Below are 25,192 nucleotides of genomic sequence, written 5' to 3' on the forward strand. Positions count from 1 at the left end.
TATTCTACCTCCAACCTTATAAAATAAACATATTACTTTTTGAAGTTTACACGAAAGTCTTGACAGACTCTCAAGGATGGAACTGATTCTAACATAGCTGATTTTACTTCTGTACTGGAATCAAAAACTGCTTTTCCAGTTAAACGAATCCATTCACCTTTAGGAGAAGTCGTGGATATTTCAACCTTAGGATTTGCAACTAACTGTTCAAAAACAGATTTAGTGTTATTTGTTGCAAAATATAATTTGTCATTATATTTCATTACTGCACCAAAAGGTCGTACTCTTGGTTGATCACCATCCATAGTTGCAATATAGAAGGTAGGGTTGTTAAGTAAAAAATTCTAATACTTCATTCATCTTAATTGCTCCTTAAATTTTAATATGTTATAATCTCTTTGTACATAATATAGGTTATTACCGTAATTTTTTCAAGTAGGATTATTTTAAATACATAGTATCATAAATATACTAAGGGGAGTACATGATGGAGGAAGAATATAATTTATTTGGCAAATGTCCGTTTGTAACAGCACAAAAAATTATTGCAGGTAAATGGGCAATAGTAATTTTACATAATTTAAGTACAAAAACACTTCGTTTTGGAGAATTACAAAAATTATTACCTGAATTAAAGCAAGCTACATTAACAAAACAGCTTCGTAGTTTAGAGGAGTATGGGTTGGTAAATCGTAAGATTTTTCCCCAGGTACCGCCAAAAGTTGAGTATTCATTAACTGAGATAGGAAAAGAATTTAAATTGGTGTTGGATAGCATATCTATTTGGGGAGAAAAATATATCGATCATATAAAATCAGCTGAAGTTTCAGAAACTTAAATATAGTTATATATTAGGAATGTTATAATTTAATATTTTAAATTATAACATTCCTAATTTTTTTGAGGTTAGCTATATAGCCTGAAAGATGTGTCTTAAAATATTTAGATCGTATTAAATGTTGTGATTTTATTGACATCAATGTCAATCTAAAACACTAAAACTATAAGTCTAATTAAATAGTAACAAAATTAATATTCATATTAACTTGCCTTTTTGTATATTATTAGTAAGTTTAAGTTTAGAGAAAAACTTTTTCTATGCTAACATATGTAGGATAATTTGAACATAACTGTTGGTAATATATAAATCCCCCAAATATAGTAAAATTGGATGGTGAGAAATATGGAAAAGAATTTTCATACTGCAAGAGGATATGAAAATATAAATTTGACAAGAAAATTGCTTACTCCTTCAATGGAAGATTATTTAGAAATGATCTATAGATGCAGCATGGAAGAAAAAGTAGTTAGGCTAAACAAAATAGCACAAATGCTGAATGTTCGCGATTCATCAGCATCTAGAATGATGAAAAAGTTTGGAGAATTATCTCTTATAAAATATGAAAGGTATGGAGTAATAATTCTCACTGAGGAAGGAATAAATATAGGTAAGTATTTGCTCGAAAGACATAATATTGTAAAGAAGTTTTTGGAATATTTAGAGTGTGAACGGGATATTTTAGAGGAAACAGAATTGATTGAGCATATTATTAGCAGCGAAACTATTAATAATATAGATATGCTAAATATGTTCTTTGCCGAGAACATAGATGTGTTAGAAAGGTATAGGAATTTTAAAAAGAGAAATAAAGAATAGTAAATATAATTTTTTGATGTCTCATAAAGTATGAGATAATTTGTAAATAAATTTATGTATATTGAGTATTAGGAATTACCTAGTAAGATAATATGGGATGTTTTGTAAAAGAATGATATTGTTTAAAAATAAATGGGTAAATAAAGCATACATTATTTATTCTATACATTTGTATAATGATAACGGGGTGAGACGTTATTATGGAAATGCAGAAAAATAAACACAAAAAACTTTTAATAGGCATTATAGTTTCATGTTTTACTTTACTTGCCATATATTTGGGGCTGGCAATCTATTTTATGAACCACTTTTATTTCGGTTCTACGGTTAATTGTGTTAATGTTTCGGGTAAGACTGTACAAGAAGTAGATGAAGAAATGCCAAACGAAATAACAAATTATACTTTGAAATTAAAGGAAAGAGGAAATAATGAAGAACAAGTTAAAGGAACTGAGATAAATCTTAAGTATAATCCAGATGGAAAAGTTCAGGAACTAAAAGATAAGCAAAATCCATTTAATTGGCTTATGTCATTATTGGGAACCAATGATTCTACGATAACAAATGTAGTTACTTATGATGATGAGTTACTAAAAAAAAGCATTGATAATCTTTCATGTTTTAATAGTAATAACGTAAATGAACCACAAAACCCTAGTTTTGAATATACAGATGATGGATATAAAATTACTGATGAGGTATATGGTAATAAAATTGATAAGATGGCGCTACATGATAGTATTGTGAATGCAATTCTTAATGGGAAAACAACATTAGATTTGGATTCGGAGGATTGTTATGAAAAGCCTCAATATACTTCAAAATCTCAGGAGGTTATTAATACTAAAGATACCCTTAATAAATATGTATCCTCTAAAATAACATATAATTTTGGTGATAAGACCGAAGTAATAGATGGATCTATAATAAACAAATGGATTAACGTAAATAATAGTTTAGAAATTACACTTGATGAACCAAAAATCAAAGAATATCTAAACAGCATATTGAATAATTACAATACAGTTGGTAAGACAAGAAATTTTGTTACATCGCTAGGTGCCACTGTGCAAGTTAGCGGAGGAGATTACGGTTGGTTAATTAATAATAATGATGAGGAAAAAGAATTAATTTCAAGCATAAAAGAAGGACAATCTGTAACAAAAGAGCCTAAATATACACAATCAGCAATGTCTCCTGGGAGTAATGACATTGGTAATACTTATGTAGAAGTAAATATGAGCAAGCAGCACGTATGGTTTTATAAGAATGGTTCTTTAATAGTAGAGGGAGATGTGGTTACAGGAAATGTAAGCAATAATACGTCAACACCTACTGGGGTATATTCATTAAAATACAAGCAAAGAGATGCTACTTTAAAAGGTCAGGGATATAGCAGTCCAGTTAATTTTTGGATGCCCTTTAATGGAGGAATAGGCATTCATGATGCAAGTTGGAGATCAGTATTTGGAGGAAGAATTTATTTGACAAATGGTTCTCATGGATGCGTAAATTCTCCATATTATCTAGCTAATACTATATTTAATAATATTAATGAGGGAACGCCTGTGGTTTGTTATTATTAAATTTCTATGAAATTATCAATTTAGAACTTAATAAACTAAGATTAAAAATGAGACTAGCTTTTAGCTGGTCTTTTGCAGCTGCTAGAATAATATATTTAACTATAGTGATTTTGTTTAAAGGAGTGGCTTTATTTGCCTAGAGAAACAAATTTTATTCAACCAGATAATCCAACTGATGAAGAAAGGCATGAAATGTTAAGGATGACTTTAGAGGAAGCGAATCGTATTGAAGATTTTAATAATATAGTTGAATTATTAAGTCCACCACAAGATATTACAACAATTTTACCTCCTGGAAGTTGCTCAGGCATTAAGGTTGGGATAATAGGAGGAGGTATTGCAGGTTTAGCCTCAGCCTTTGAACTTAGAAAACTAGGTTTTGATATTACTATTTTTGAAACAGAAGAGAAGCGGATTGGAGGACGAGTCTATACCTATTATTTTGATGAGGAGAAAAGACTTTATGGTGAACTTGGTGCTATGCGTACACCAGTAGGTCATGAAACAACATGGCATTATATTAATACTTTTGGTATAAAAACAAGGCCATTTATTCAAAATAATAAAAATGCATTATTTTATATAAGACATAAACGTGCGAGGAATGATCCTCAGGGAAAAAGTGTAATGGAAAATATATACCCGGAATTTAACTTGACTGAGAGGGAACGAAATACTCCATGGCAGAAAATAATTGGAGATGCATTGTCAAGTAATTTATTAAAAATACCCCCCTCCATAAGAAAGGAATTATTAGAGGTAAAAGAAAATTATTCAGATATAATTAAATATGTTGGTAGTCTTGGAATAAGGGAAGTACTTGAAAAGATGGGTGTAAGTGAAGGAGCAATAGAGCTAATTTCTGGAGTTGCACCTTTTCTAGGTTCATTTTATTATAATAGTTATTCTGAAAATTTAATTGAGGAATATACTGTAGATTATGCATATAGGTACGAAATTGTTGGTGGAGCAGTAAATCTACCACTAGCTTTTTATGATTCGTTAATGTCTAAAAAACCAAAAGAATATAATAATATTAGAGATGAAGAATTGGGAAAAGTATCTTGGGAAAGTGGAAAGACAGTAAAAAGCATATATAAAATTAATGATATAGAGGATAAAGTAGTGTTAGAATATGCGGATGAGAAGTTATCTAAGCTTTATAGTCAAACTTTCGATTTCGTTGTTTGTGCAATACCTTTTTCAAGCCTTAGAGATGTGAATGTATTTCCTATGTTTAGCAATGAAAAAATGCAGTCAATAAGAGAAGTTTTTTATACATCATCTCAAAAAACTCTTTTTATGTGTAATGAACGTTTTTGGGAAAAAGGAAATGATAATGAGAAGATAGTTGGCGGAGGATCTAATACTGATTTGCCAATTCAAACCATATGGTATCCTAGTCATAGTATTAGTACTAGTTATGGTGGAGTAACAAAAAATAAGATGAATGTTTCTGTTGGAAGAAAAAGAAGTGCTAAGGATAATCAAGGAGTTCTGATAGCATCATATAATTTAGGGTTAGACGGAATACGCGTAGGAAGCTTAGATGATAATGCACGATTTGAATTGATTAAAAGGCAAGTTGAGGATGTCCAGGGTCTTCCACGAGGATATCTTGATTATATAGTTGAAGATCATAAAACTGTTGACTGGGATAGAGAAAAAGGATTTTATGGAGCATTTTGCTACTTTATGCCTCAGCAGCAAAAACTTTTTTCTAATGCGATGGTAAAACCAGAATATAATAATAGAGTATATTTTGCAGGAGAACATGTTTCTTTGACGCATGGATGGATAGAAGGTTCTGTAAGTACTGCAATGAAAGCTGCAAATAAATTAGCAGAGTACTGTAAAAGTATGTGAGAGTGAGCTACCTTTAAATAGAAATGCATTTTCTATTTATGGTGGCTTTTTTTGGTGAAAAATTATATATTAATAATTTAGATTTTTTAGTATAATAGTAGCGAAGGGAGTAGATATAATGAGAAAAAGAAGAAATAAAAGTAGTAACAAGGTTATGCCAGGGGTTATAATTTCTCTCTGTACTTTGGGTGCTATATATTTAGGTATGTCATTATATTCTATTAATCATTTTCACTTTGGAACCGTAATTGATGGGGTTAATGTTGGCGGGCAGACCGTTGAGGGAGCAGAAGAAAAGCTAGCTGCCCAAATGCAATCATATGCATTGGAATTAGACGAAAGAGGAGATGTAAAAGAACAAATTAAAGCTAGTGATATTGGATTAAAATATAATTCTGATAAAATCAAAGAATTAAAGAAGAATCAAAGTTCATTTGCTTGGCCTAGTACATTTTTTAAGAAAAATAATTCTGAAGCATCCCAGATAATTATGTATGATGAAGAACAACTAAACCAAACACTAAATAAGCTTTCTTGTGTTAGTAACAAGAAGATAACCCAACCACAAAATGCTAGCTTAAATTATAAAGATGGAGAATACGAGATAGTAGATGAAGTTTTAGGAAATAAGATAAATAAAGATGCTTTACATGATAATGTAGCTAATGCGATCCTTGATGGGAAAACATCAATAGATTTAGATTCAAGCAATTGTTATGAAAATCCTAAATACACTTCAAAGTCAGATGAAGTAACTGCAGCAAGAGATACACTTAATAAATACATAGGATTAAAAATTACGTATGATTCAAATGGCAAAAAAGAAGTTTTGGATGGATCTACTATACATAACTGGCTTGGAGTAGATGACAATATGCAAGTTACAATCAATGAAGATAAAGTTCGGAATTATGTATATAAAATATCTAGCATTTATAATACTTTTGGTAGCACAAGAGATTTTGTTACAGCAACAAAAAAAACAGTACAAGTGAGTGGCGGTAATTATGGATGGATTGTTGATAACTCTAAAGAAGTAAAAGATTTAATAGAAATTATAAGGAATGGACAAGATGTAACAAAGGAACCAAAATATGCACAAAATGCATTTGTAAAAGGAACTAACGATATAGGGAATACTTATGTAGAAGTCAATCTTACTAAGCAGCATGTATGGTTTTATAAAAATGGAGCTCTAGTTGTTGATGATGATGTTGTTACAGGAAATGTAAGTAATAATACAGGTACACCAGTAGGGACATATGTTCTAAATTACAAAGAGAAAAATGCAACATTAAAGGGTGAAGATTATAGTTCACCAGTTGATTATTGGATGCCTTTTAATGGAAATGTAGGTATTCATGATGCTAGTTGGAGAAATGGAGTGTTTGGTAAGCAGATATATTTAACAAGCGGTTCACATGGATGCGTAAATTCACCTTATAATTTAGCAAAAACAATATTTGAAAATATTGAGCCGGGAACTCCAATTATAGTATATACTGAATAATGTACTATTTAATTTATATTTGTTAATAAAATTGTAATACTATTGAAATAGTATAAATAAGTAAAGTTATGCTAATATAAAAGCAGGTTTATAGATTAAAAATCTTGAACCTGCTTTTAATTTTAACATTAGAGAAGGTGTATATTATGGATATAAAAATTCTTATAGCTGAAGATGACAATATATTTCGTGATTTAGTATGTGATATAGTAAGAAAAGAAGGGTACATGCCTATAGAAGCGTGTGATGGGGAAGAAGCTATTAATATGTTTTTTAATAATAATGATATTGATTTGGTCATATTAGATGTAATGATGCCAGTGTACGATGGGTGGGAGGTTCTTAAAGAGATAAGAGAAAAGTCTGAAGTGCCAATAATTATGCTGACAGCATTAGGAGATGAAAAACATGAAGTGTTAGGGCTTAAAAAAGGTGCGGATGATTACATTGGAAAACCGTTTAGTTATGAAATATTTGTTGCACGCTTGAATAACATCGTAAAGAAAGTAAAGAAGAAATTCTCAGACGAAATAGCTGTAGGAAACTTAAGGATATATCAAAGAACTCATAAAGTAGTGATTGATGATGAAGAAATCAAATTAAATCCAAAAGAATATAATCTTTTACTGTATTTAGTTGGAAATGTTAATACAGTTCTAAGCAGAGAGCAGATATTGGATAAAGTATGGGGATATAATTTTGATGGTGATATAAGAACTATAGATACGCATATAAAAACTTTAAGGGCTAAACTTTCGGAACAAGGAGATTGGATAAAAACTATAAGAGGAAGTGGATACATGTTTGAGGTAGAAAAATATGAAAACAATTAAGACAAAATTATTTTATATATTTATGGTTCTTATGATTTCATTAGTTTTAGGTGGGATAATTTTAAATTCAGTCTTCCTAGAATCATATTATATTTATAAAAATAAAGGAGTCTTAGTGTCAGTAAGTCAGAAAATTAAGGATGAATATACGGAAGGAGAAAAAGACAATTATCAATATGTAGACACAATACAAAGTGTTGATAACATTAATACAATAATTGTTGATAATAATTATGATATAAAATACAATTCTATTCATCCTAAATCAAATGATGAAGAAAAACGTCTATCTAAGGAGATTAAACAAACTATTGTAGAGAATGAAAAAAGACTTTCGAAAAAGTATGTTTACTATATTGATGAGAAAAATAATGATCAAAGGACAAAATTAGTATTTGTTTCACAAATTGAGAATGGAGATTTTATTATTCTAAAGAAGTCTTTTAAGAGTATTCATGAGAGCGTAGTAATTGCAAATCAATTTTATATATTGGCAGGACTTATAGTAATGTTTATTGGTGCTATATTTATTATTATTTTCTCTAATAAAATAACAAAGCCAATTATAGAAATGAGTAAAATTGCTGAAAATATATCTAATCTTAAATTTGACAAGGTTGTTGATATAGATTCGAAGGATGAAATAGGAAGGCTAGGAAATAGTATAAATAAGATTTCTGACAAGCTTAACAAAAGTATAGATGAACTTAAACAAGATGTGGAGCGTAAGAAAGAACTTGTAAGGAATATGTCTCACGAATTAAAGACACCAATTGGGATAATTAAAGGGTATGCGGAAGGGCTCAAATTTGGAGTGGCCAATGATAGGGAAACAATGGATAAATATTGTTCGATATTAGTTGAAGAATGCGATAGAATGGATAGCTTGGTTAAAGAACTTTTACATTATTCTATGATGGAAGGTGGAATGATTAAACTAAATGTTGTATCATTTGATATTAACAAATTTTTATGCAAAATTGTAGAACGATTTAAACCAGTAGTTGGTGGGAGAAATATTACTTTCACTTTAGATTGTGTGAAAGACTGTGAAATACATGCTGATAGAGACTTGCTTGAGAAGGCTATAAATAATTTCATTACGAATGCCATCGATCATGTGAAAGGCAGAAAAATTATTAATATAATAGGCAAGAAAGAAGAAAATAAAATAAAGATAGGTGTTTTCAATACTGGTGATAACATATGTGAGGAAGAAATGGATAAGCTTTGGGATGTATGCTATAAAGTGGACAGGTCGAGAGCTAGAAAGTATGGAGGTCATGGTATAGGCCTGTCATTAGTGAGATTGATTGCACAACTTCATGGTGGAATTACTAAAGTGAAAAATGTGGAAGAAGGGGTGACTTTCTATTTGGAAATACCTGAATAGATTATTGAATATAAATTTATCCCAAATATAAGAGAATATTAAAGTCATGCAAAATATATATGCATGACTTTTTTGATATAAAATATATTTATATTTAAAATACATGAAAAAGATCAAGGGATTTTTGCAAAAGGTGTATACGATTTCGAAAAAAATGTATAAATTCATGGAATAATATTCTTGATAACAAGGACAATCTGCTGTATAATACATACTGTTAGTATGCGAACAATATGCATAAAAATAATTCGTACATGGAGGGTTAATATGAAAAAGACTATGTTAGTTTGTTTAGTTGTAGCACTAATGTTAAGTGGTTGCGGTTCGACTAATAACGGAAATACAAGCAATAATTCAAAAACTGCTGAAACTACTGCAGAGCAAGCTAAAAATAAATACATAATGGCTGGAAAAATAGAAGCAAATGATCAAGCAAATATAGCCTCAAAAATTTCAGCAAGAGTTTCAGAAGTACTAGTTGATGTTGGGTCAAAAGTAAATGCAGGGGATACTATAGTTAAGTTAGATACTCAAGACTTGCAAGCACAAGTGAATCAAGCACAGGCAGCGGTTGATACTGCAAATGCGACGTTAACTAACGCTATGAATTCTACACGTCCAGAACAAATATCTCAAGCTCAAGCAACTTTAGATAGTGCAAATGAAGCTTATGATGTTGCTAAGAAAAACTATGATCGTACTAAAGCTTTAGTTGATGCGGGAGCAAATACTCAGCAGCAACTTGAAGCTGCACATCAACAGCTTACAACTGCAGAGTCACAACAGAAATCTGCACAAGAGCAATTGAACATGCTTAATAATGGAGCAACACAAACAAGTATAGATGTTTATAAAGCTCAAGTGGCACAAGCAGAAGCTGCTTTAAAAACTGCACAAACAACATTAAATAATGGAACTCTTACAGCGCCGATTTCGGGTGTAGTAAATGCTAAAAGTATTAATGTAGGTGAGATGGCATCTCCAGGTGCAACTCTTGTTTCAATATCTAATCCGGATGCTTTAGTGGTAAATGCATATGCACCTTTAGATATTGCAGGTCAGCTTCAAGAAGGACAAGATGTGGTAGTTAAAGTATCAGAAGTAGATAATGTTGAATTTGACGGAAAGATAACTGTAATAAATTCAAAACTAAATTCGCAAAGTAGAAATATTTTGGTTAAAGTTAGTTTAGCAGACCCAAATTCACAATTAAAGCCTGGCATGTTTGCTGAAATTGGATTAAAGGAATAAGGGAAGAGGTGACTTGAATATGAAAGGAAAGCGTAAAATATTAATTATTGGAATATTGTTGGTAATTGTGGTAGCATTAGGTAGTATAGGATTCTACTATTGGTATGAAAATGCATACTATGTTTCAACTGAAGATGCAAGAGTTAATGCAGATTTTGTTAGTGTAACTCCACAAATTTCTGGTAAACTACTAGAACTTAATGTTGATGAAGGAGATAAAGTAACAAAAAATGAAATACTAGCGCGTCAAGAAATGAATAATCTTCCAGACACAAGTGTAGAACAATCTTTAGTAAGAGCACCTATTGATGGAATTATAGTAAAGAAGCAGGGAACTGTTGGAGAACTTTTATCAACAGGTCAAACTTTAATTACGTTAGTAGATCCAACTAAGCTTTATATTTCTGCTAACATAGAAGAAACAAAACTTGAAAAAGTAAAAGTTGGACAACCAGTTGATATTACTATTGATGAATATGATTCACAAAAATTTAGTGGAAAAGTAAAAACAATAGGTGAAATATCTAATTCTGCTATATCACTATTACCATCATCAACAAGCGGAACCTTTACTAAAGTAGTTCAAAGAGTACCAATAAAAATTGAACTTGATAATTTTGATGATAAGATTCTTCCAGGAACTAATGCAGTTATTAAGATTCATATTAAATGATGAGGTGATATAATGGGAGAGAATAATAACGAATCATTAGCAAGTAGTTGGTTAGCGTTAGCTGTAGTTATTATAGGTACTTTCATGTCTATACTTGATAGTAGTATAGTAAATATTGCTCTTCCTAAAATGATGGCTGTTTTTGGAGTATCTTTAGATGATATAAAGTGGGTGTTAACAGCTTATACATTGGCGCTTGGTGCCATTATACCACTTACTGGATATTTACAAGAAATTTTAGGAGCTAAAAGAATATATGTATTTGCTTTAGCGATGTTTACAGTTGGATCTATGTTATGTGGTCTTTCTTGGAGCAATACAAGTATGATAGCATTTCGTGTCCTCCAAGCCATTGGAGGAGGAATGATAATGCCAGTAGGAATGTCAATAATATATCAAATATTTCCTCGAGAAAAGATTGGATTAGCACTTGGATTTTGGGGAATAGCTGCGATGGCAGCACCTGCAATAGGACCTACTTTGGGTGGATATATTATTGAGAAGATGGACTGGAGACTTATTTTCAATGTTAATGTCCCAGTAGGGATAGTAGGAGTAATATTGGCCTTAATTTTATTAAAGGGGACAGAAAGGAAACCTTTTAAATCCTTTGATATAATTGGATTCTTATCTTCCACTGTAGGGCTAGTAAGTATACTATATGTTCTAGGTGAAGGCTCATCAATTGATTGGTCAAAACTTGAAAATCCAATTTTGATGACCCTTGGATGTTTAAGTCTTGTATTATTTATAGTAAATGAATTAACTCATCCAGATCCATTATTAGATTTAAGAGTTTTTAAATTATTTGATTTTACAATTAGCCAAATTATAACTAGTGTATTAACTCTAGCTATGATGGGCGGTGTTTACGTATTACCATTATTTTTACAGAATATAAGAGGATATACACCTATGGAAGCCGGATTAATAATGTTGCCGGGAGCTCTGGTAATGGGAATTATGATGCCTCTTAGCGGTAATTTATTAAATAAAGTTGGCGTAAAAGCACTGGTTATACCTGGACTTATAATACTTGCAGGCGCTTCATATGAACTTGCAACAGCTATAAACATGAATTCGAGTAAAGACTATATCATACTTGTTAATTGTATAAGGTCCATTGGAATAGGATTGAGTATGATGCCGATTAGTACTACCGGGATGAACGTTGTTCCAGCACATTTAATTAGTAGAGCATCAGCTCTTTCAAATACCTTAAGACAGGTGGCTGGTTCAGTTAGCGTTACTTTAATGTCTACTCTTATACAAGGAAGAAATGATTATAATTATGCAAAGTTATCTGAACAAATTAATGTATATAATCCAACTTCTAATAGCACAATAAGTACATTAACTAAAGCATTTATGGGAATGGGAATGGATGCAAATACTGCTAGAGCTTCTGCAGTATCTTATATAGTGAAAATAATTCAAGGTCAAGCGTATGTAGATGCTATGTCATATTCAGTTGTAGTAACTGTTGTTATAGTATTCGTGACTATATTCTTAGCTTTATTTATGGGTGGAAAGAAAGAGCCTAAAAAAGAAAATAAAGAAGGTGAAAAAAATGAATCTACAGGAGGGGCCCTCATCGCCGAATAATGAATTACATCAAAAACAAGCGGATGAGATTATTGGTGTATTTAGGAATATTAGAAAAGAATTAAGCTGTAAGTTTGAAAAAATTGCAAAAGATTGCGGATTTACAGCACCTCAATTAAATGTTATATTTCATTTATATATGATGCCATCGATAACTCTAAATGAATTAAGTGATCAGATAGGATTAACTAAAAGTACAGTTTCAGGAATAGTTGATCGTCTTGCAAAACAGGGCGTTGTTACAAGAGAAATACCAAAGGAAAATCGTAGAATTGTAAGATTGTCAATTTCAGCGGAATTTAGGAAAAACAATGATATTTGCAAAATGAAAAAAGAGTTTATATCAAATCTTATACTAAATTCTATAAAAAATACAGATCCAGAAGAAGTAGAAAAAATAATTTATGGATTAAAACAATTCAGTATATTACTGAATAATAATTAGAAAATTGTAAAGCGCTTTATTCATATACAATTATTTTAGGATAGTTTTTATGAGTGAAGTGTTTTTCTTTAAGAAATTTATAAAAGGCCAAAGTAAGACTGATTTTATAATTCTTTTATTTGGATCGGAATCTTTTTAAGTTTAATGTCCAGGTGAACTGTAATTGGCTAGGTGATAAATGGGAAATATGACGTTCAATGTAGTAGCCGAAATCTTGTTATTTTTATTAAAAAAAAGAAGTAATATATGTGCTAATTTAATAAAGTTAAAGTGAAATTATTTGTATATTTTAATTGAGTTAGTAATATAATTAAATGAAGGCTAATTTTGTCGAAGATGTATACAAAGGTAAAAGTATATTATATTATTTTAATATAAAAATTAAAATAATATAAGTGGGAGAGAAAAGTTTATGTCTGAAAAAAACAACAAAAAAATTGTTTGGTATACCTTAGCATTTATGGCTTTTTCAACAGTTTGGGGTTTTGGTAACGTTATCAATGGTTTCTCTGAATATAATGGACTTAAGTCAGTAGTATCTTGGATCCTGATTTTTGCTATTTATTTTGTACCATACGCACTAATGGTAGGAGAGTTAGGATCAGCGTTTAAAGAATTTGGTGGTGGTGTCAGTTCATGGATAAATGAAACAATAAGTCCTAGAGTTGCCTATTATGCAGGATGGACTTATTGGATTGTTCATATGCCTTATATTTCACAAAAACCATCAAACTTTATGATAGCAACAAGTTGGGCTATATTTCAAGATAAAAGAATTAGTAGTATGGATACAAAGTTACTACAAATAACATGTTTAGTAATTTTTTTAGTTGGACTTTATATAGCTTCTAAAGGATTAAATCCGTTAAAAAAATTAGCTACACTTGCAGGAACATCGATGTTTGTAATGTCAATTTTGTTTATTGTTTTAATGGTAGCTGCACCTGCTATTACTAATGCGCATTTAAATTCTATCGATTGGTCTATAAAAACGTTTATGCCCGCATTTGATATGAAGTTTTTTACAGGTCTATCTATATTAATTTTTGCAGTTGGCGGTTGTGAAAAGATTTCGCCGTATGTAAACGAAATGGATGATCCTGAAAAGGGATTCTCAAAGGGTATGATTGCATTAGCTGTTATGGTAGCTGTATGTGCAATTTTAGGAACAATTTCTCTTGGAATGATGTTTGATTCAAATAATGTTCCTAAAGACTTAATGACAAATGGAGCATACTATGCCTTCCAGAAGTTAGGGGAATATTATCATCTAGGTAATTTATTTGTTGTCGTTTATGCTATTACTAACATGATTGGACAGTTTGCGGTATTAATTATATCTATTGATGCACCTTTACGTATGTTACTTGATAGTGCGGATAAGAATTTTATTCCTGAAAAAATGTTTGTAAAAAATAAATATGGCACATATAAAAATGGTCATAAATTAATTTTAATAATTGTTTCAATTTTAATAATAGTTCCAGCCTTTGGTATTGGGAACGTAGACGAGCTAGTGAAATGGCTAGTAAAATTAAATGCCGTGTGTATGCCACTTCGTTATTTATGGGTATTTGCTGCTTATATTGCATTGAAAAAAGCAGGAGAAAAATTCAAGCCAGAATATCAATTTGTAAAAAACAGAACTGTTGGTATTATAATTGGAGCATGGTGTTTTGCATTTACTGCTTTTGCATGTATTAGTGGTATGTATACAGCTGATAAATTTCAATTAGTTCTTAATATTATAACTCCTTTTGTATTACTTGGGCTAGGATTTATAATGCCGTATTTTGCACGAAAGAACAATAATTAATTATACAATAAAATATTTGGCTCTAAGTATTATAACTTAGGGCTGTTTTTATTGTACAAAAAACTATGAATTTATTAAATGCTAAATAGCTTATTATATAAGTCTTTAGTGATATAATTGTGTATACATTGGGGATTATGAGATTATAAAAATAAACGGAAGTGGAGGGCGGCGTAGCTAGCTTTTATAAATGAATAATAATTAATCAGAATCTTTGAAAAGTTTTAATACTAAAGCAGTGTAGATTATAGTAAATAGAGAATTTAAATAATTTATAAATAATTATGGAAAGTGTACAGGATTTTAAAGAGGAAAATTGGTGCATTAAAAATATATTTAAAAGGTCTTTTAAATTGCTGTATTTTTAAGTATTATAATAAGTGAATGCTAACATTTTAATTGTCCTCCATATTATTTATCATGCTTAACAGCGGGTGTATAACTTGGGGGATAAAACTTATTTTTTAAAATAATAAAGCGGGTTAAGTTGGCAGGGTTAGAAAATACTTTTGAAAGAACTTTTAAGCTGCAAGATAGTAGCATTTGGAGGAAATATGTCAGATATTAGAGAATTGAGTTTTAATGATACAAATAGTTCAACAAAATCACTAGGAGAGCAAACTTCAGAAAGAATTGTTCGATTGATTATAGATAATGATTGGAAATCTGGAGATAAGTTACCTAATGAATATGATCTTGCAAGTAGCCTTAATGTAGGAAGAAGCACTATAAGAGAAGCTATAAAGGCTTTGGTTTCACGGAATGTTTTAGAAATTAGACGTGGAGCTGGAACTTTTATTTCTGATAAATGTGGAATTGCTGATGATCCCCTAGGATTAACGTTCGTAAAAGATAAATATAAATTAGCGCTTGATTTATTGGAAGTAAGATTTATGATAGAACCATCAATAGCATCTATAGCTGCTACAAAAGCTACTGATGAAGAAATCGAACAAATGTCTGGCCTGTGTGACGAAATAGAGAGCCTTATCTTGAAAAATGAACCGTATTTAGAGAAAGATATAGAATTTCATACTGCAATAGCTAAGAGTAGTAAGAATTTGGTTATTGTTAATTTGATTCCAATAATTAACAGATCTATTACTATATTTATAGATATTACAAATAGAAAATTACGTAATGAAACAATAGAGACGCATAGGGAAATTTTAAATTCAATTAAGGAACATAATGCTAATGGAGCCCATGATGCGATGCTCTTACACTTAGTATATAATCGAAGGAATATCGCAAGTATTATAGACAATGAAAGAAATTATTAATTGTTTTGACTTTATGAAATACGTCTGCTCTTATTTTGGAGAGCGATGTATTTTTTTGCTGCTATTTTAAATACATCAGATGAATGTGCATGTTTTATATTGCTTTTTATAGAAAAATAAGAATTAAAACAATGAATTCAAAAAAAATTGACAAATACATCAGATGTGATATCATAAATACATCAGATGTATTTAAACGGTGTCAAATAAAGATTAAGGAGAGAAATAGTATGATTAGTCAAGAAGTAAGAAAAATTGCTCCAGAGATGGATCCACTTCGAAGAGGAATGGGATGGACAACAGAAGATTTATCAAAGCCGCAAATTATAGTAGAAAGTACATTTGGAGATAGTCATCCAGGAAGTGCTCATCTATTGAAATTTGCTAACAGAGCAGTTGAGGGAATTACACAATCAGGTGGGAAAGGTGCTAGATACTTTGCAACAGATATTTGTGATGGAATGTCACAAGGGCATGATGGAATAAATTACTCCTTAGCGTCTAGAGATACATTAACGTCTTTAATAGAAATCCATGCTAATGCAACACCATTCGATGGAGGCGTATTTATTTCAAGTTGTGATAAAGCAGTTCCATCACATCTTATGTCAATCGGAAGGCTAAACATACCAGCTATTATGGTTACTGGAGGAGTAATGGAAGCAGGTCCTGATTTATTGACACTAGAACAAATAGGTGCCTATAGTGCAATGTGCCAAAGAGGGGAAATTTCAGAAGAAAAATTAACTTTTTATAAAGAAAACGCATGCCCATCTTGCGGAGCTTGTTCATTCATGGGAACAGCAGCTACAATGCAAGTTATGGCAGAAGCACTTGGATTAATGCTTCCAGGTAGCTCATTGATGCCAGCAACATGTGAAGATTTAGAAGAAGTAGCGTTAAAAGCAGGAAGACAAGCTGTTGAACTAGCTAAAATGAATCTTCGTCCAAAAGATATTGTTACAATTAAATCCTTTGAAAATGCTATATTAGTTCATGCAGCTATATCGGGGTCTACTAACTCACTGTTGCATTTACCTGCTATAGCTCATGAATTTGGATTGTATATCGATGAAGAGACTTTTGATAGAATACACAAAGATGCACATTATTTACTAAACATACGTCCTGCTGGAAAATGGCCTGCGCAATATTTCTATTATGCAGGTGGTGTACCAGCAATAATGGAAGAGCTAAAGCACTTGCTTCATTTGGATGTTATGACTGTAACGGGGAAGACTTTAGGTGAAAACTTAGAAGAATTAAAAACTAACGGATATTATGAGAAGTGTAATGAGTATCTTGAAAAAGTAGGACTAAAAAAAGAAGATGTTATTCGTCCATTCAATAATGCTATTGGTACTAATGGTTCTGTATCGATATTAAAGGGAAATATAGCGCCAGAAGGTGCTGTAGTAAAACATTCTGCAGTTCCTAAAGAAATGCATGAGGCTATACTAAAAGCAAAACCTTTTGATAGTGAAGAGGAAGCTATTGATGCAGTCTTAAGAAAAATAATTCGTCCAGGGGATGCGGTTATTATAAGATATGAAGGACCAAAAGGTAGCGGAATGCCAGAAATGTTCTATACAACAGAAGCAATTGCTTCGGATGAAGAATTATCTGCTAGTATAGCGTTAATAACAGATGGTAGATTCTCAGGAGCTTCTAAAGGACCGGCAATTGGACACGTATCACCAGAGGCCGCAGTAGGAGGACCAATTGCATTAATTGAAGAAGATGATTTGATTGAAATTAGTATTCCTAATAGAGTATTACAGATCGTTGGTATAAAGGGAAAAAAATGCAGTAAAGAAGAAGTGAAGAAAGTTTTTGAAGAACGTAGAAAGAATTGGAAACCACGAAAATCAAAATACGAATCTGGAATTCTAAAGATTTTTTCAGAACATGCAGTATCACCAATGAAAGGTGGATATATGAAATAGATTAAAAACAAGGGAAAGATAAACTGTTTATTATGTAGTATACAGATTAAAATATTTCCATAATAAGTGATAATTTAATAATTCCTATTATAAATTATTAAAAGGGAAAGAATGGTTCATGTGTTAGTGAATTGTTCTTTCCCTTTATTACGCTAGATTTAAAAGATATATTATGTAAGACAAGGATGTAATGCCTTTTGGGGTAGAAAGCTGAAAAAATAATCAGATTCCTATATAGAATTTTTAAATATACAAATATAATGTTTTAGTAATGATGTGTATGAACGTATATTAGCACTAAAAAATATATACCTCAATAATAGTAAATAGAATTCTAAAGTGATATAATTTTGAAAAAGAACTATGTTCAAATGATATGTTATAGCAATTTAGGAGGAAATCTATTATGGAGAAAAGACTCTATCTATCAGCAACAGATAAAAAGTTAGCAGGGGTATGCGGTGGGATAGCTGAATACTTTGGACTTGATTCAACATTAGTCAGAATTGGGTGGGCAATTTTGATTGTTTGTGCGGGATCAGGATTACTCTTATATATAATTTGTGCATTAATTATACCAAAGCAACCGCTATTATAAGCATAAGAAAAATTAAAATTTAAGGAAGTATACTAGTGAGCAAGTTTAATATAATATTAACTATCTAACTTGGGAGGAAACAAATGGATAAAGTAAATAGCTTGATAAAAAATACGCCAATACATTTAACAACAAATACTATAGTTTTAATAATAGTTGCTATTATTGCTCTTTATATATTAATTAAAGCAATAGCAGGTATCATAAGAATAGCAGCTCTTATAGGTGTGTGCTGGTTTATATTGATGTCTATTCAAAGTACAAACCTTATTAATATACCAATTATAAGAGAAGCGTATACAACGGTAGAAAAAATAATTCCTTCAAAGGAATTATGGACAGAAGCTTTGGATAAGGCAGATAAGATAAACAAAGTAGTTAATGATTTAAAATAATAAATGTTTTTTATTTTCCACCTAGGGAAAGCTAATTTCAAGATATAAAAATTGATATTTTAAAAAATTGAAAATACTTTTGAGGAGTGAAATGAATGAAGACGTCAACTCATAGAATAGCTATTCCTTCTATTTTAGAGGTGGGAAAAGGAAATATAAATAATGTAGGCAACTTGATTAAGAAAGCCATGTTTAAAAATGTTTTAATATGCTTTGGCGAGGGTCTAGAAGAATTGTTTGCAGATTCTATATGCAACTCTTTAAAAGAAGCTAATATAGATATTTCAAGAATAGAAACAATATCAGATGTAAATTTCGAAAAGATTAGTGTAAAAGCTTTTGAAATATCAAACGACGTAGAAGCTTTAATTGGAGTAGGCGGAGGAAAGGCTATAGATGCTGTTAAGTACATGAGCTTTTTGAGAAAACTACCGTTTATTAGTATTCCAACTTCAACTTCTAATGATGGTTTCTCAAGTGCAGTTGCCTCTCTTTTGGTTAATGGCAGGAGAATATCTCTTCCAGCTAAAACTCCTTATGGAATAATTGTAGATATTGATGTTATTAAGAGTGCACCAGAAAAATTTATATATTCGGGGATAGGAGATTTAGTATCAAATATCACTGCGTTGTATGATTGGAAATTTGAAGAAGAAAATGGAAGGATGATTATTGATGATTTTGCTACTATGATTTCTAAGAAAGCAGTCAATAGTTTTATAAGAACTGAGTTTAAAAATATTAAAGATGATTTGTTTCTGAAGGAATTAGTGGATTCATTAATATTGAATGGTATTTCTATGGAAATAGCAGGTAATAGCTCGCCGGCCTCTGGTTCAGAGCATCTAATATCTCATGCATTAGATAAATTTTTAGAAATGCCTCAGCTTCATGGAATACAGGTTGGAATTGCAACATATATTATGGCGAAAGTACAAGATCATAGATTTGAAAGAATATCGAAGATACTAAAAGAAACAAACTTTTTTGAGCATGCAAAAACTTTAAAAATGAAAAAGAAAGATTATAAAAAAGCTATTGATATTGCTCCATCAATAAAACCTAATAGATATACGTATATTCATGTAGATGAAAATAGAATTCTTGCTAAAAGAATTATAGATGAGGATGAAATTCTGAACTACATATTAATATAATTTTTTCAGAAGAAGATGGAAATAAAATAAAGATTAAATGCATGAAAAAAAGTGATGAAGAAGCTATCGTAAAAGCTGAATAAAAAAGTCTCCACGGGTAATACTAGATTTAGAGTTAGTATGATTCAAAAGAGGAGGAACTTTAATGGAAAAATTAAGAAAAGGTGAGCATGAAAAAGCCATGGAAAAAGCAAAAGAGATGCTTGATAAAGGTTGCGGAATGGGAGATATAGTAGAGGAAACAAAACTAAGCGAAGAAAATGTAATGAAGGCAAAAAGAAAATGGGAAGATAAATCGTAATATTTGTTTTTGTATAAAATAATAGAAAAGTATAGTTTATTTTATAACTACTAATTAGGTTGCTAGATAAGTGCTTAGTTGGTAGTTTTATATTTTTATAATTTAATATAATAAAATTTGTTCAAGATAAAAAAATATATTTATTAGTATTTCTAAAGCAACATGGACCTAGTGCTATAGTTATTGAATAAAATATACAATAATAAATAAATTTGTGAATAAATATTCAATTATTATGAATATAGTGTATAATATAATTATAATAATATAGAAGTTGGGGAAGAAATATGAATAATATTACATATGAATTTATAAATTATAAAAGTAAAGAGTTTAAAGAAGTATCTGAATTAAGGTTTAAAATACTTTTTAAACCATATAATAAAATTCATAAATACGACTATGATGAATTAGATTATAGCAGTATACATTTGGTAGCATTAGATGAGGGCACTGTTGTTGCATATTCCAGAATGACTAATTATAATATGAATGGTAAAATGACAAATATAGTTGTTAGTGAAAAATATGTGGGTAAAGGCATTGGCATTGAAATGTTAAAAAGACATAAAATTAAGGCTAAAGAGTTTGGAGTTATATGTTTATATTTGAATGCAAGATTAGATACAATTAATTTTTATAAAAAGGCAGGATTCCAGTGCAAAGGCAATACATTTTTATCAGAAAAAAGTGGATTAGCATTACAGCCTATGTATTTTAAAATAAGTTAATATATAATAATATTATTATAATGGGATCAAAACTTATTATCATACAAATTCAGAGTTGATAAATTATATAATTTTAGGCAATAATCTTAGTAAGATTATTGCCATTATTTTTGCACATAAAATATTTAAATATCATCCTAACAACTTTTTCGTACATGTCTTGATTTTTTTATGTCTAAATAAGAATCACCGGGAATATTCTGAATGAATTTAAGAAATTTAATTATCTTTATATCTTTCTTTAATGATTCAAGACTTCGATAGTGTGTTGCTAATTCACGATTCGTGAAAAGAGCATGAATTTGTCTATGACAGGTTGAACATAAAGAGAGTGTTTTAAATTTTTCTCCGCCTTTTTCTAAGGGAATTAAGTGATGTTTAGTAATGCTAGAAACATTTCTATTGCATAATTCACATATATGGTTTTGTGCCATAAAATCCTCCTCTTATATATTAGCTTTACAATTTGATTATATCAAAATAATGAGTAAAAGCAAAAAAGATTAAAAGTAATATCATTATTATTTTATTAACAATTATTCCGTAAAATTACAAAAATATAGAAGTCCATTTTAGTAAGATTAACTTGTATATTTAAATTTATTAGTTTTCATGAAGTAGAATTGAGATATTTATAGAATTACTGTTTCAAAATACAAATCAAAGATTTGAAATTTGTAATAATTTTGAGTTAAATTAGGAAAACTTTAATCATACTAAATCAGAATTTCTTAATATATATTAAAATCATAAAGCTATATTTATAATTATTATAAGTCAAGTGATTAATTAAGGCTAATATGTGGAAATTAAATTGAAATACAGGTGTAATAACAAAGTTAAAAATAATTCATTAAAAGAAGAAATCAGTGATAATTACATATGTATTCGTATTCATGAGGCGAATTCTACATTTTTCTTCAATATATGCAATAATTAGAATATTGCTTTTGATTTCATTATTACATACAATATTTTTCGTATGATAATATAGGGGGAAAATAAATGCTTACAAAGTTTTTAGATGTTTTATTAGGAGAACCTTTATCAAATGAACAAGGATGTAATGAAAAGTATAATATTCCTTTTGGATTAGCAATTATGGCAAGTGATGCAATATCATCTGTTGCCTATGCTGCCCAGGAGATTCTTTTTGTTTTAATAGTTCTAGGTGTAGCAGCATATCAGTGGTTAACATGGACCTCTTTTATGATTATAGGATTATTAATAATATTAACAATTTCGTATATTCAGATTATTAGGGCTTATCCTCAAGGTGGAGGAGCTTACAAAGTAGCAAATGAAAATATAGGGAAAAAATCTGGCTTAGCAGCTGGTGCAGGTCTAATAATTAGTTATATACTTACTGTCGCAGTTAGCGCCAGCGCAGGTGCGGATGCTATTATTTCTGCATTTAGCAATTTGACAGAATATAAAGTCATGTTTGTTTTAATAATAATTATAGTTTTGACTATTTTAAATTTAAGAGGTATAAGTGAATCTTCAAAAATTTTTGCCATACCTACGTATATTTTTATTTTTAGCATGGCTTTTATGATACTTTATGGTTTGTTTAAGTACTTTATATTAAATATTCATCCAGAACCAATGTATTCTATCCCGGTAAATACTACAGAAAATGTATCGATATTTCTTATTTTAAGAGCTTTTTCATCAGGATGTTCTGCTTTAACTGGAGTGGAGGCAGTAAGTAATTCTGTTCCAAATTTTCAAGAACCGAGCCAAAAAAGTGCAAAGACTGTTATGATATTATTAGCAGCTTTAATATTTTTCATATTTGGAGGAACTTCGGTACTTGCCATATTTTATACAGCTGTACCAATAGCAAATGGTCCTACAGTTGTTTCACAAATAGCATTTGCTATTTTCGGCAATGGCATAATGTACTATATAATTCAGTTTAGCACTGCTGTAATTTTACTTATGGCATGCAATACAGCATATACAGGATTTCCAATGCTAATGTATATAGTTGGGAAGGATGGTTTTGCACCACGACAATTCACTATTAGAGGTAAACGACTTAGTTTTTCTTTTGGAATCGTTGCATTATCATGTATAGCTTGTATTTTAGTTATTGTATTTAAGGCCGATACTCATAGGTTGATTCCGCTATATGCTATAGGAGTATTTATATCTTTTACCCTAGGACAATTTGGAATGGTGAATCATTGGAGAAAAGAAAAAGGTAAGGGTTGGGTAAAACGTGCAATAATCAACGGTATTGGTTCTGTTGTTACTTTATTAACAACGATAATAATTTTAATTGAAAAATTTAGTGAAGGTGCATTTATAGTTGCAATTTTAATTCCAATCATAATTGTAATTCAGCTAAGAATAAAAAAACACTACGATAAAGTGGCTTGTGGTTTAAGTATTAGTCAATTAAATCTGAAAAAGGTGAATTTAAGAAAGAAATATACTCATATTGTGATAGTTCCAATTGCTAGCTTAAATAAAGCAACAATAGGTGCGTTGCAATATGCTCAAAGTGTAAGCGATAATGTTATTGCTCTTAATATTTCACCAGACAAGGAAGCTATGGAAAAATTAAAATCTAGATGGAGTGAGTTAGATACAGATATATTACTTGTCGCAAAATATTCTCCATATAGAGCTGTGGTTACTCCTTTGTTAAAGAATATAGAATTGATTGCAAATTCAACAGCTAAAGATGAGAAGATAACAGTAGTTGTACCTCAATTTGTTACTAATGAAAGATTTGGTGAGGTCTTACATAATCATACAAGTTTCTTTATTAGAGAAACCTTATTGAAGAATGATAACATAATTGTATCTACTTATCCTTATCATTTACTAGATGAGGATATAAAGCAAAGTAAGTAATTATTAATTATAGATTTAGGATATAAAAACGTGCTATATTGTTTGATTCAGCAATATAGCACGTTTCTTAATTTTATTATTATCTTTTTACTTTAGTTCCAAATAATTGATCCCACATATTCAAAGCGTCCATGAATTTAGTTGTATCTAATTGTGTCGAATTTGGAAGTGTATTAATAGAATCTTCATAAGATTGTCTTATAGCTGGTTTTATTTTATCTTGACTTTCTTTTGGAGCCATATCAAGTGAAACATTTTTTACAGAAGGTCCAGGATAAAAATAACCGCTATCGTATGTTATTGCCTGCATCTTTGGCGTCATAAGCCATGCCATTAGTTTTAAAACTACATTTTTTTGTTCATCGCTAAGTCCTTTTGGAATTGCCATATACTGAGCATCTGCAACCAATGTAGTATTGTTTAATACAAATCCTTGATAAGTTTGTGGAATACCACCTATGATTCTCTGATTCATATCCCATCCTAACTGACTTGCTATAATAGATCTTTTTCCGTCTTTTAATTCTGTGAATGTAGTACCAGTTTTAGCAGGATAATAATCTATGTATTGATTCAATTCTTTAAGATAAGCCCAAGTCTTGTCCCAAGTTTTAGGATCTTTGGGATCCTTATCTCCAAGAATATATGGTAACCCTTGAAGAAAAATTCTGCCTGGCCCTGAACCCGCGGGTCTTGCATATGTGAACTTTCCAGGATTAGCTTTAGCGAAAGCCAAAAGCTCATCAGGCGTTTTAGGTATATTTTGTACGGTATCTGGGTTATAAGTAAAGAATGGGCCGCTAGGTGAATACACATAAGTTATCGCATAACCCTTTACTAAATCATAAGTGGCTTTAGCACCAGAACTATAATTACTTTCTAAATCAGGAAATCTGCTGCCATATGCAGGCATAATATTTTCTATAACATCTCTATCAATACATGTGGAAAGACCATCAATTCCAGTAAAAATCAAATTTGTTTTCATATCTTCAGATAAAATTTGAGCTTTTAATAAAGATGGAACCTCTAATGCAGTAGATTTTTTTACTACGACATCTCCTATTAAATCAGGGTTTGCAGCTTTAAATTGATCTATGGAATCTCCGACTAATTGCATGCTTCCTGAAACATCTATTATATTTAAAGTGATAGGCTGCATTGCTTTGGAAACATTTTTTGAACCGCAGCCTGTTAATATAGTCGTCATAAAAACTATTACAAGCGTAACATTTAGAAATTTAAAATTTTTCATAATTATCCTCCATTTTAATTTAG

23 protein-coding genes are annotated in these 25,192 nt (G+C 30.3%); 20 read left to right on the top strand and 3 right to left on the bottom strand.

The window, feature by feature from the left end; all coding sequences use genetic code 11:
- Positions 1–32: 32 nt before the first annotated feature.
- The gene (locus L3B96_RS12165) at positions 33–305 is read right to left on the bottom strand and encodes a pyridoxamine 5'-phosphate oxidase family protein (RefSeq protein ID WP_238861167.1); all 273 of its coding nucleotides are present in this window, start codon (positions 303–305) and stop codon (positions 33–35) included.
- 182 nt (positions 306–487) lie between these two features.
- Between L3B96_RS12165 and L3B96_RS12170 the strand changes: the two genes are divergently transcribed.
- From L3B96_RS12170 to L3B96_RS12260, 19 genes are all read left to right on the top strand, one after another.
- Complete coding sequence (locus L3B96_RS12170) at positions 488–838, top strand: helix-turn-helix domain-containing protein (RefSeq protein WP_238861169.1); 351 nt, start codon at positions 488–490, stop codon at positions 836–838.
- 345 nt (positions 839–1,183) lie between these two features.
- Positions 1,184–1,657, top strand: coding sequence for an iron dependent repressor, metal binding and dimerization domain protein (locus L3B96_RS12175; protein ID WP_238861171.1), 474 nt, complete (start codon positions 1,184–1,186; stop codon positions 1,655–1,657).
- Positions 1,658–1,857: 200 nt separating this feature from the next.
- Entirely contained in the window at positions 1,858–3,243 is a 1,386-nt protein-coding gene (locus L3B96_RS12180; RefSeq protein ID WP_238861173.1) for a L,D-transpeptidase/peptidoglycan binding protein, read from the top strand.
- Between the two features lie 132 nt (positions 3,244–3,375).
- On the top strand, positions 3,376–5,109 hold the full coding sequence (locus L3B96_RS12185) for an FAD-dependent oxidoreductase (RefSeq protein ID WP_238861175.1): 1,734 nt from the start codon (positions 3,376–3,378) through the stop codon (positions 5,107–5,109).
- Between the two features lie 118 nt (positions 5,110–5,227).
- On the top strand, positions 5,228–6,619 hold the full coding sequence (locus L3B96_RS12190; protein ID WP_017209082.1) for a L,D-transpeptidase family protein: 1,392 nt from the start codon (positions 5,228–5,230) through the stop codon (positions 6,617–6,619).
- A 146-nt stretch (positions 6,620–6,765) separates the two neighbouring features.
- Positions 6,766–7,452, top strand: coding sequence for a response regulator transcription factor (locus tag L3B96_RS12195; RefSeq protein ID WP_017209081.1), 687 nt, complete (start codon positions 6,766–6,768; stop codon positions 7,450–7,452).
- The gene (locus L3B96_RS12200) at positions 7,439–8,845 is read left to right on the top strand and encodes a HAMP domain-containing sensor histidine kinase (protein ID WP_238861176.1); all 1,407 of its coding nucleotides are present in this window, start codon (positions 7,439–7,441) and stop codon (positions 8,843–8,845) included. The genes L3B96_RS12195 and L3B96_RS12200 overlap by 14 nt, the downstream gene beginning before the upstream one ends.
- Positions 8,846–9,112: 267 nt before the next feature.
- Positions 9,113–10,096, top strand: a complete 984-nt coding sequence (locus L3B96_RS12205; RefSeq protein WP_012060258.1) for an efflux RND transporter periplasmic adaptor subunit — start codon at positions 9,113–9,115, stop codon at positions 10,094–10,096.
- 19 nt (positions 10,097–10,115) lie between these two features.
- On the top strand, positions 10,116–10,769 hold the full coding sequence (locus tag L3B96_RS12210; protein WP_017209079.1) for an efflux RND transporter periplasmic adaptor subunit: 654 nt from the start codon (positions 10,116–10,118) through the stop codon (positions 10,767–10,769).
- A 12-nt stretch (positions 10,770–10,781) separates the two neighbouring features.
- Positions 10,782–12,374, top strand: coding sequence for a DHA2 family efflux MFS transporter permease subunit (locus L3B96_RS12215; protein WP_238861178.1), 1,593 nt, complete (start codon positions 10,782–10,784; stop codon positions 12,372–12,374).
- Positions 12,340–12,819, top strand: coding sequence for a MarR family winged helix-turn-helix transcriptional regulator (locus tag L3B96_RS12220; RefSeq protein WP_012060255.1), 480 nt, complete (start codon positions 12,340–12,342; stop codon positions 12,817–12,819). Before L3B96_RS12215 ends, L3B96_RS12220 begins: the two co-directional genes overlap by 35 nt.
- A 412-nt stretch (positions 12,820–13,231) precedes the next feature.
- On the top strand, positions 13,232–14,635 hold the full coding sequence (locus L3B96_RS12225; protein ID WP_012060254.1) for an amino acid permease: 1,404 nt from the start codon (positions 13,232–13,234) through the stop codon (positions 14,633–14,635).
- 554 nt (positions 14,636–15,189) lie between these two features.
- Positions 15,190–15,918 (top strand): FadR/GntR family transcriptional regulator, encoded by a 729-nt coding sequence (locus L3B96_RS12230; RefSeq protein WP_238861317.1) that lies wholly within the window; start codon positions 15,190–15,192, stop codon positions 15,916–15,918.
- Positions 15,919–16,148: 230 nt separating this feature from the next.
- The gene (gene ilvD, locus L3B96_RS12235) at positions 16,149–17,864 is read left to right on the top strand and encodes a dihydroxy-acid dehydratase (protein ID WP_238861180.1); all 1,716 of its coding nucleotides are present in this window, start codon (positions 16,149–16,151) and stop codon (positions 17,862–17,864) included.
- Between the two features lie 406 nt (positions 17,865–18,270).
- The gene (locus L3B96_RS12240; protein WP_017209073.1) at positions 18,271–18,462 is read left to right on the top strand and encodes a PspC domain-containing protein; all 192 of its coding nucleotides are present in this window, start codon (positions 18,271–18,273) and stop codon (positions 18,460–18,462) included.
- Between the two features lie 83 nt (positions 18,463–18,545).
- Complete coding sequence (locus tag L3B96_RS12245; RefSeq protein ID WP_012060250.1) at positions 18,546–18,857, top strand: hypothetical protein; 312 nt, start codon at positions 18,546–18,548, stop codon at positions 18,855–18,857.
- Positions 18,858–18,952: 95 nt separating this feature from the next.
- The gene (locus tag L3B96_RS12250; protein ID WP_238861182.1) at positions 18,953–20,014 is read left to right on the top strand and encodes an iron-containing alcohol dehydrogenase family protein; all 1,062 of its coding nucleotides are present in this window, start codon (positions 18,953–18,955) and stop codon (positions 20,012–20,014) included.
- 145 nt (positions 20,015–20,159) lie between these two features.
- Positions 20,160–20,315, top strand: a complete 156-nt coding sequence (locus L3B96_RS12255; protein ID WP_023973088.1) for a hypothetical protein — start codon at positions 20,160–20,162, stop codon at positions 20,313–20,315.
- Between the two features lie 287 nt (positions 20,316–20,602).
- Positions 20,603–21,046: a GNAT family N-acetyltransferase gene (locus L3B96_RS12260; RefSeq protein ID WP_238861184.1), complete on the top strand. Its 444-nt coding sequence runs from the start codon at positions 20,603–20,605 to the stop codon at positions 21,044–21,046.
- Between the two features lie 137 nt (positions 21,047–21,183).
- Here the strand turns inward: L3B96_RS12260 and L3B96_RS12265 are convergent, their stop codons facing one another.
- Positions 21,184–21,480: an HNH endonuclease gene (locus L3B96_RS12265; RefSeq protein WP_238861186.1), complete on the bottom strand. Its 297-nt coding sequence runs from the start codon at positions 21,478–21,480 to the stop codon at positions 21,184–21,186.
- A gap of 571 nt (positions 21,481–22,051) precedes the next feature.
- On the opposite strand from L3B96_RS12265, the gene L3B96_RS12270 reads away from it, so the two are divergent.
- Complete coding sequence (locus tag L3B96_RS12270) at positions 22,052–23,914, top strand: APC family permease (protein WP_238861188.1); 1,863 nt, start codon at positions 22,052–22,054, stop codon at positions 23,912–23,914.
- A 79-nt stretch (positions 23,915–23,993) separates the two neighbouring features.
- Here L3B96_RS12270 and L3B96_RS12275 read toward each other — a convergent pair whose 3' ends face one another.
- Positions 23,994–25,169: an extracellular solute-binding protein gene (locus L3B96_RS12275; RefSeq protein WP_238861189.1), complete on the bottom strand. Its 1,176-nt coding sequence runs from the start codon at positions 25,167–25,169 to the stop codon at positions 23,994–23,996.
- Positions 25,170–25,192 lie beyond the last annotated feature (23 nt).

Origin of the sequence: Clostridium sp. YIM B02569, from assembly GCF_022320765.1 — a bacterium.
Taxonomy (GTDB): Bacteria; Bacillota; Clostridia; order Clostridiales; family Clostridiaceae; genus Clostridium; species Clostridium beijerinckii.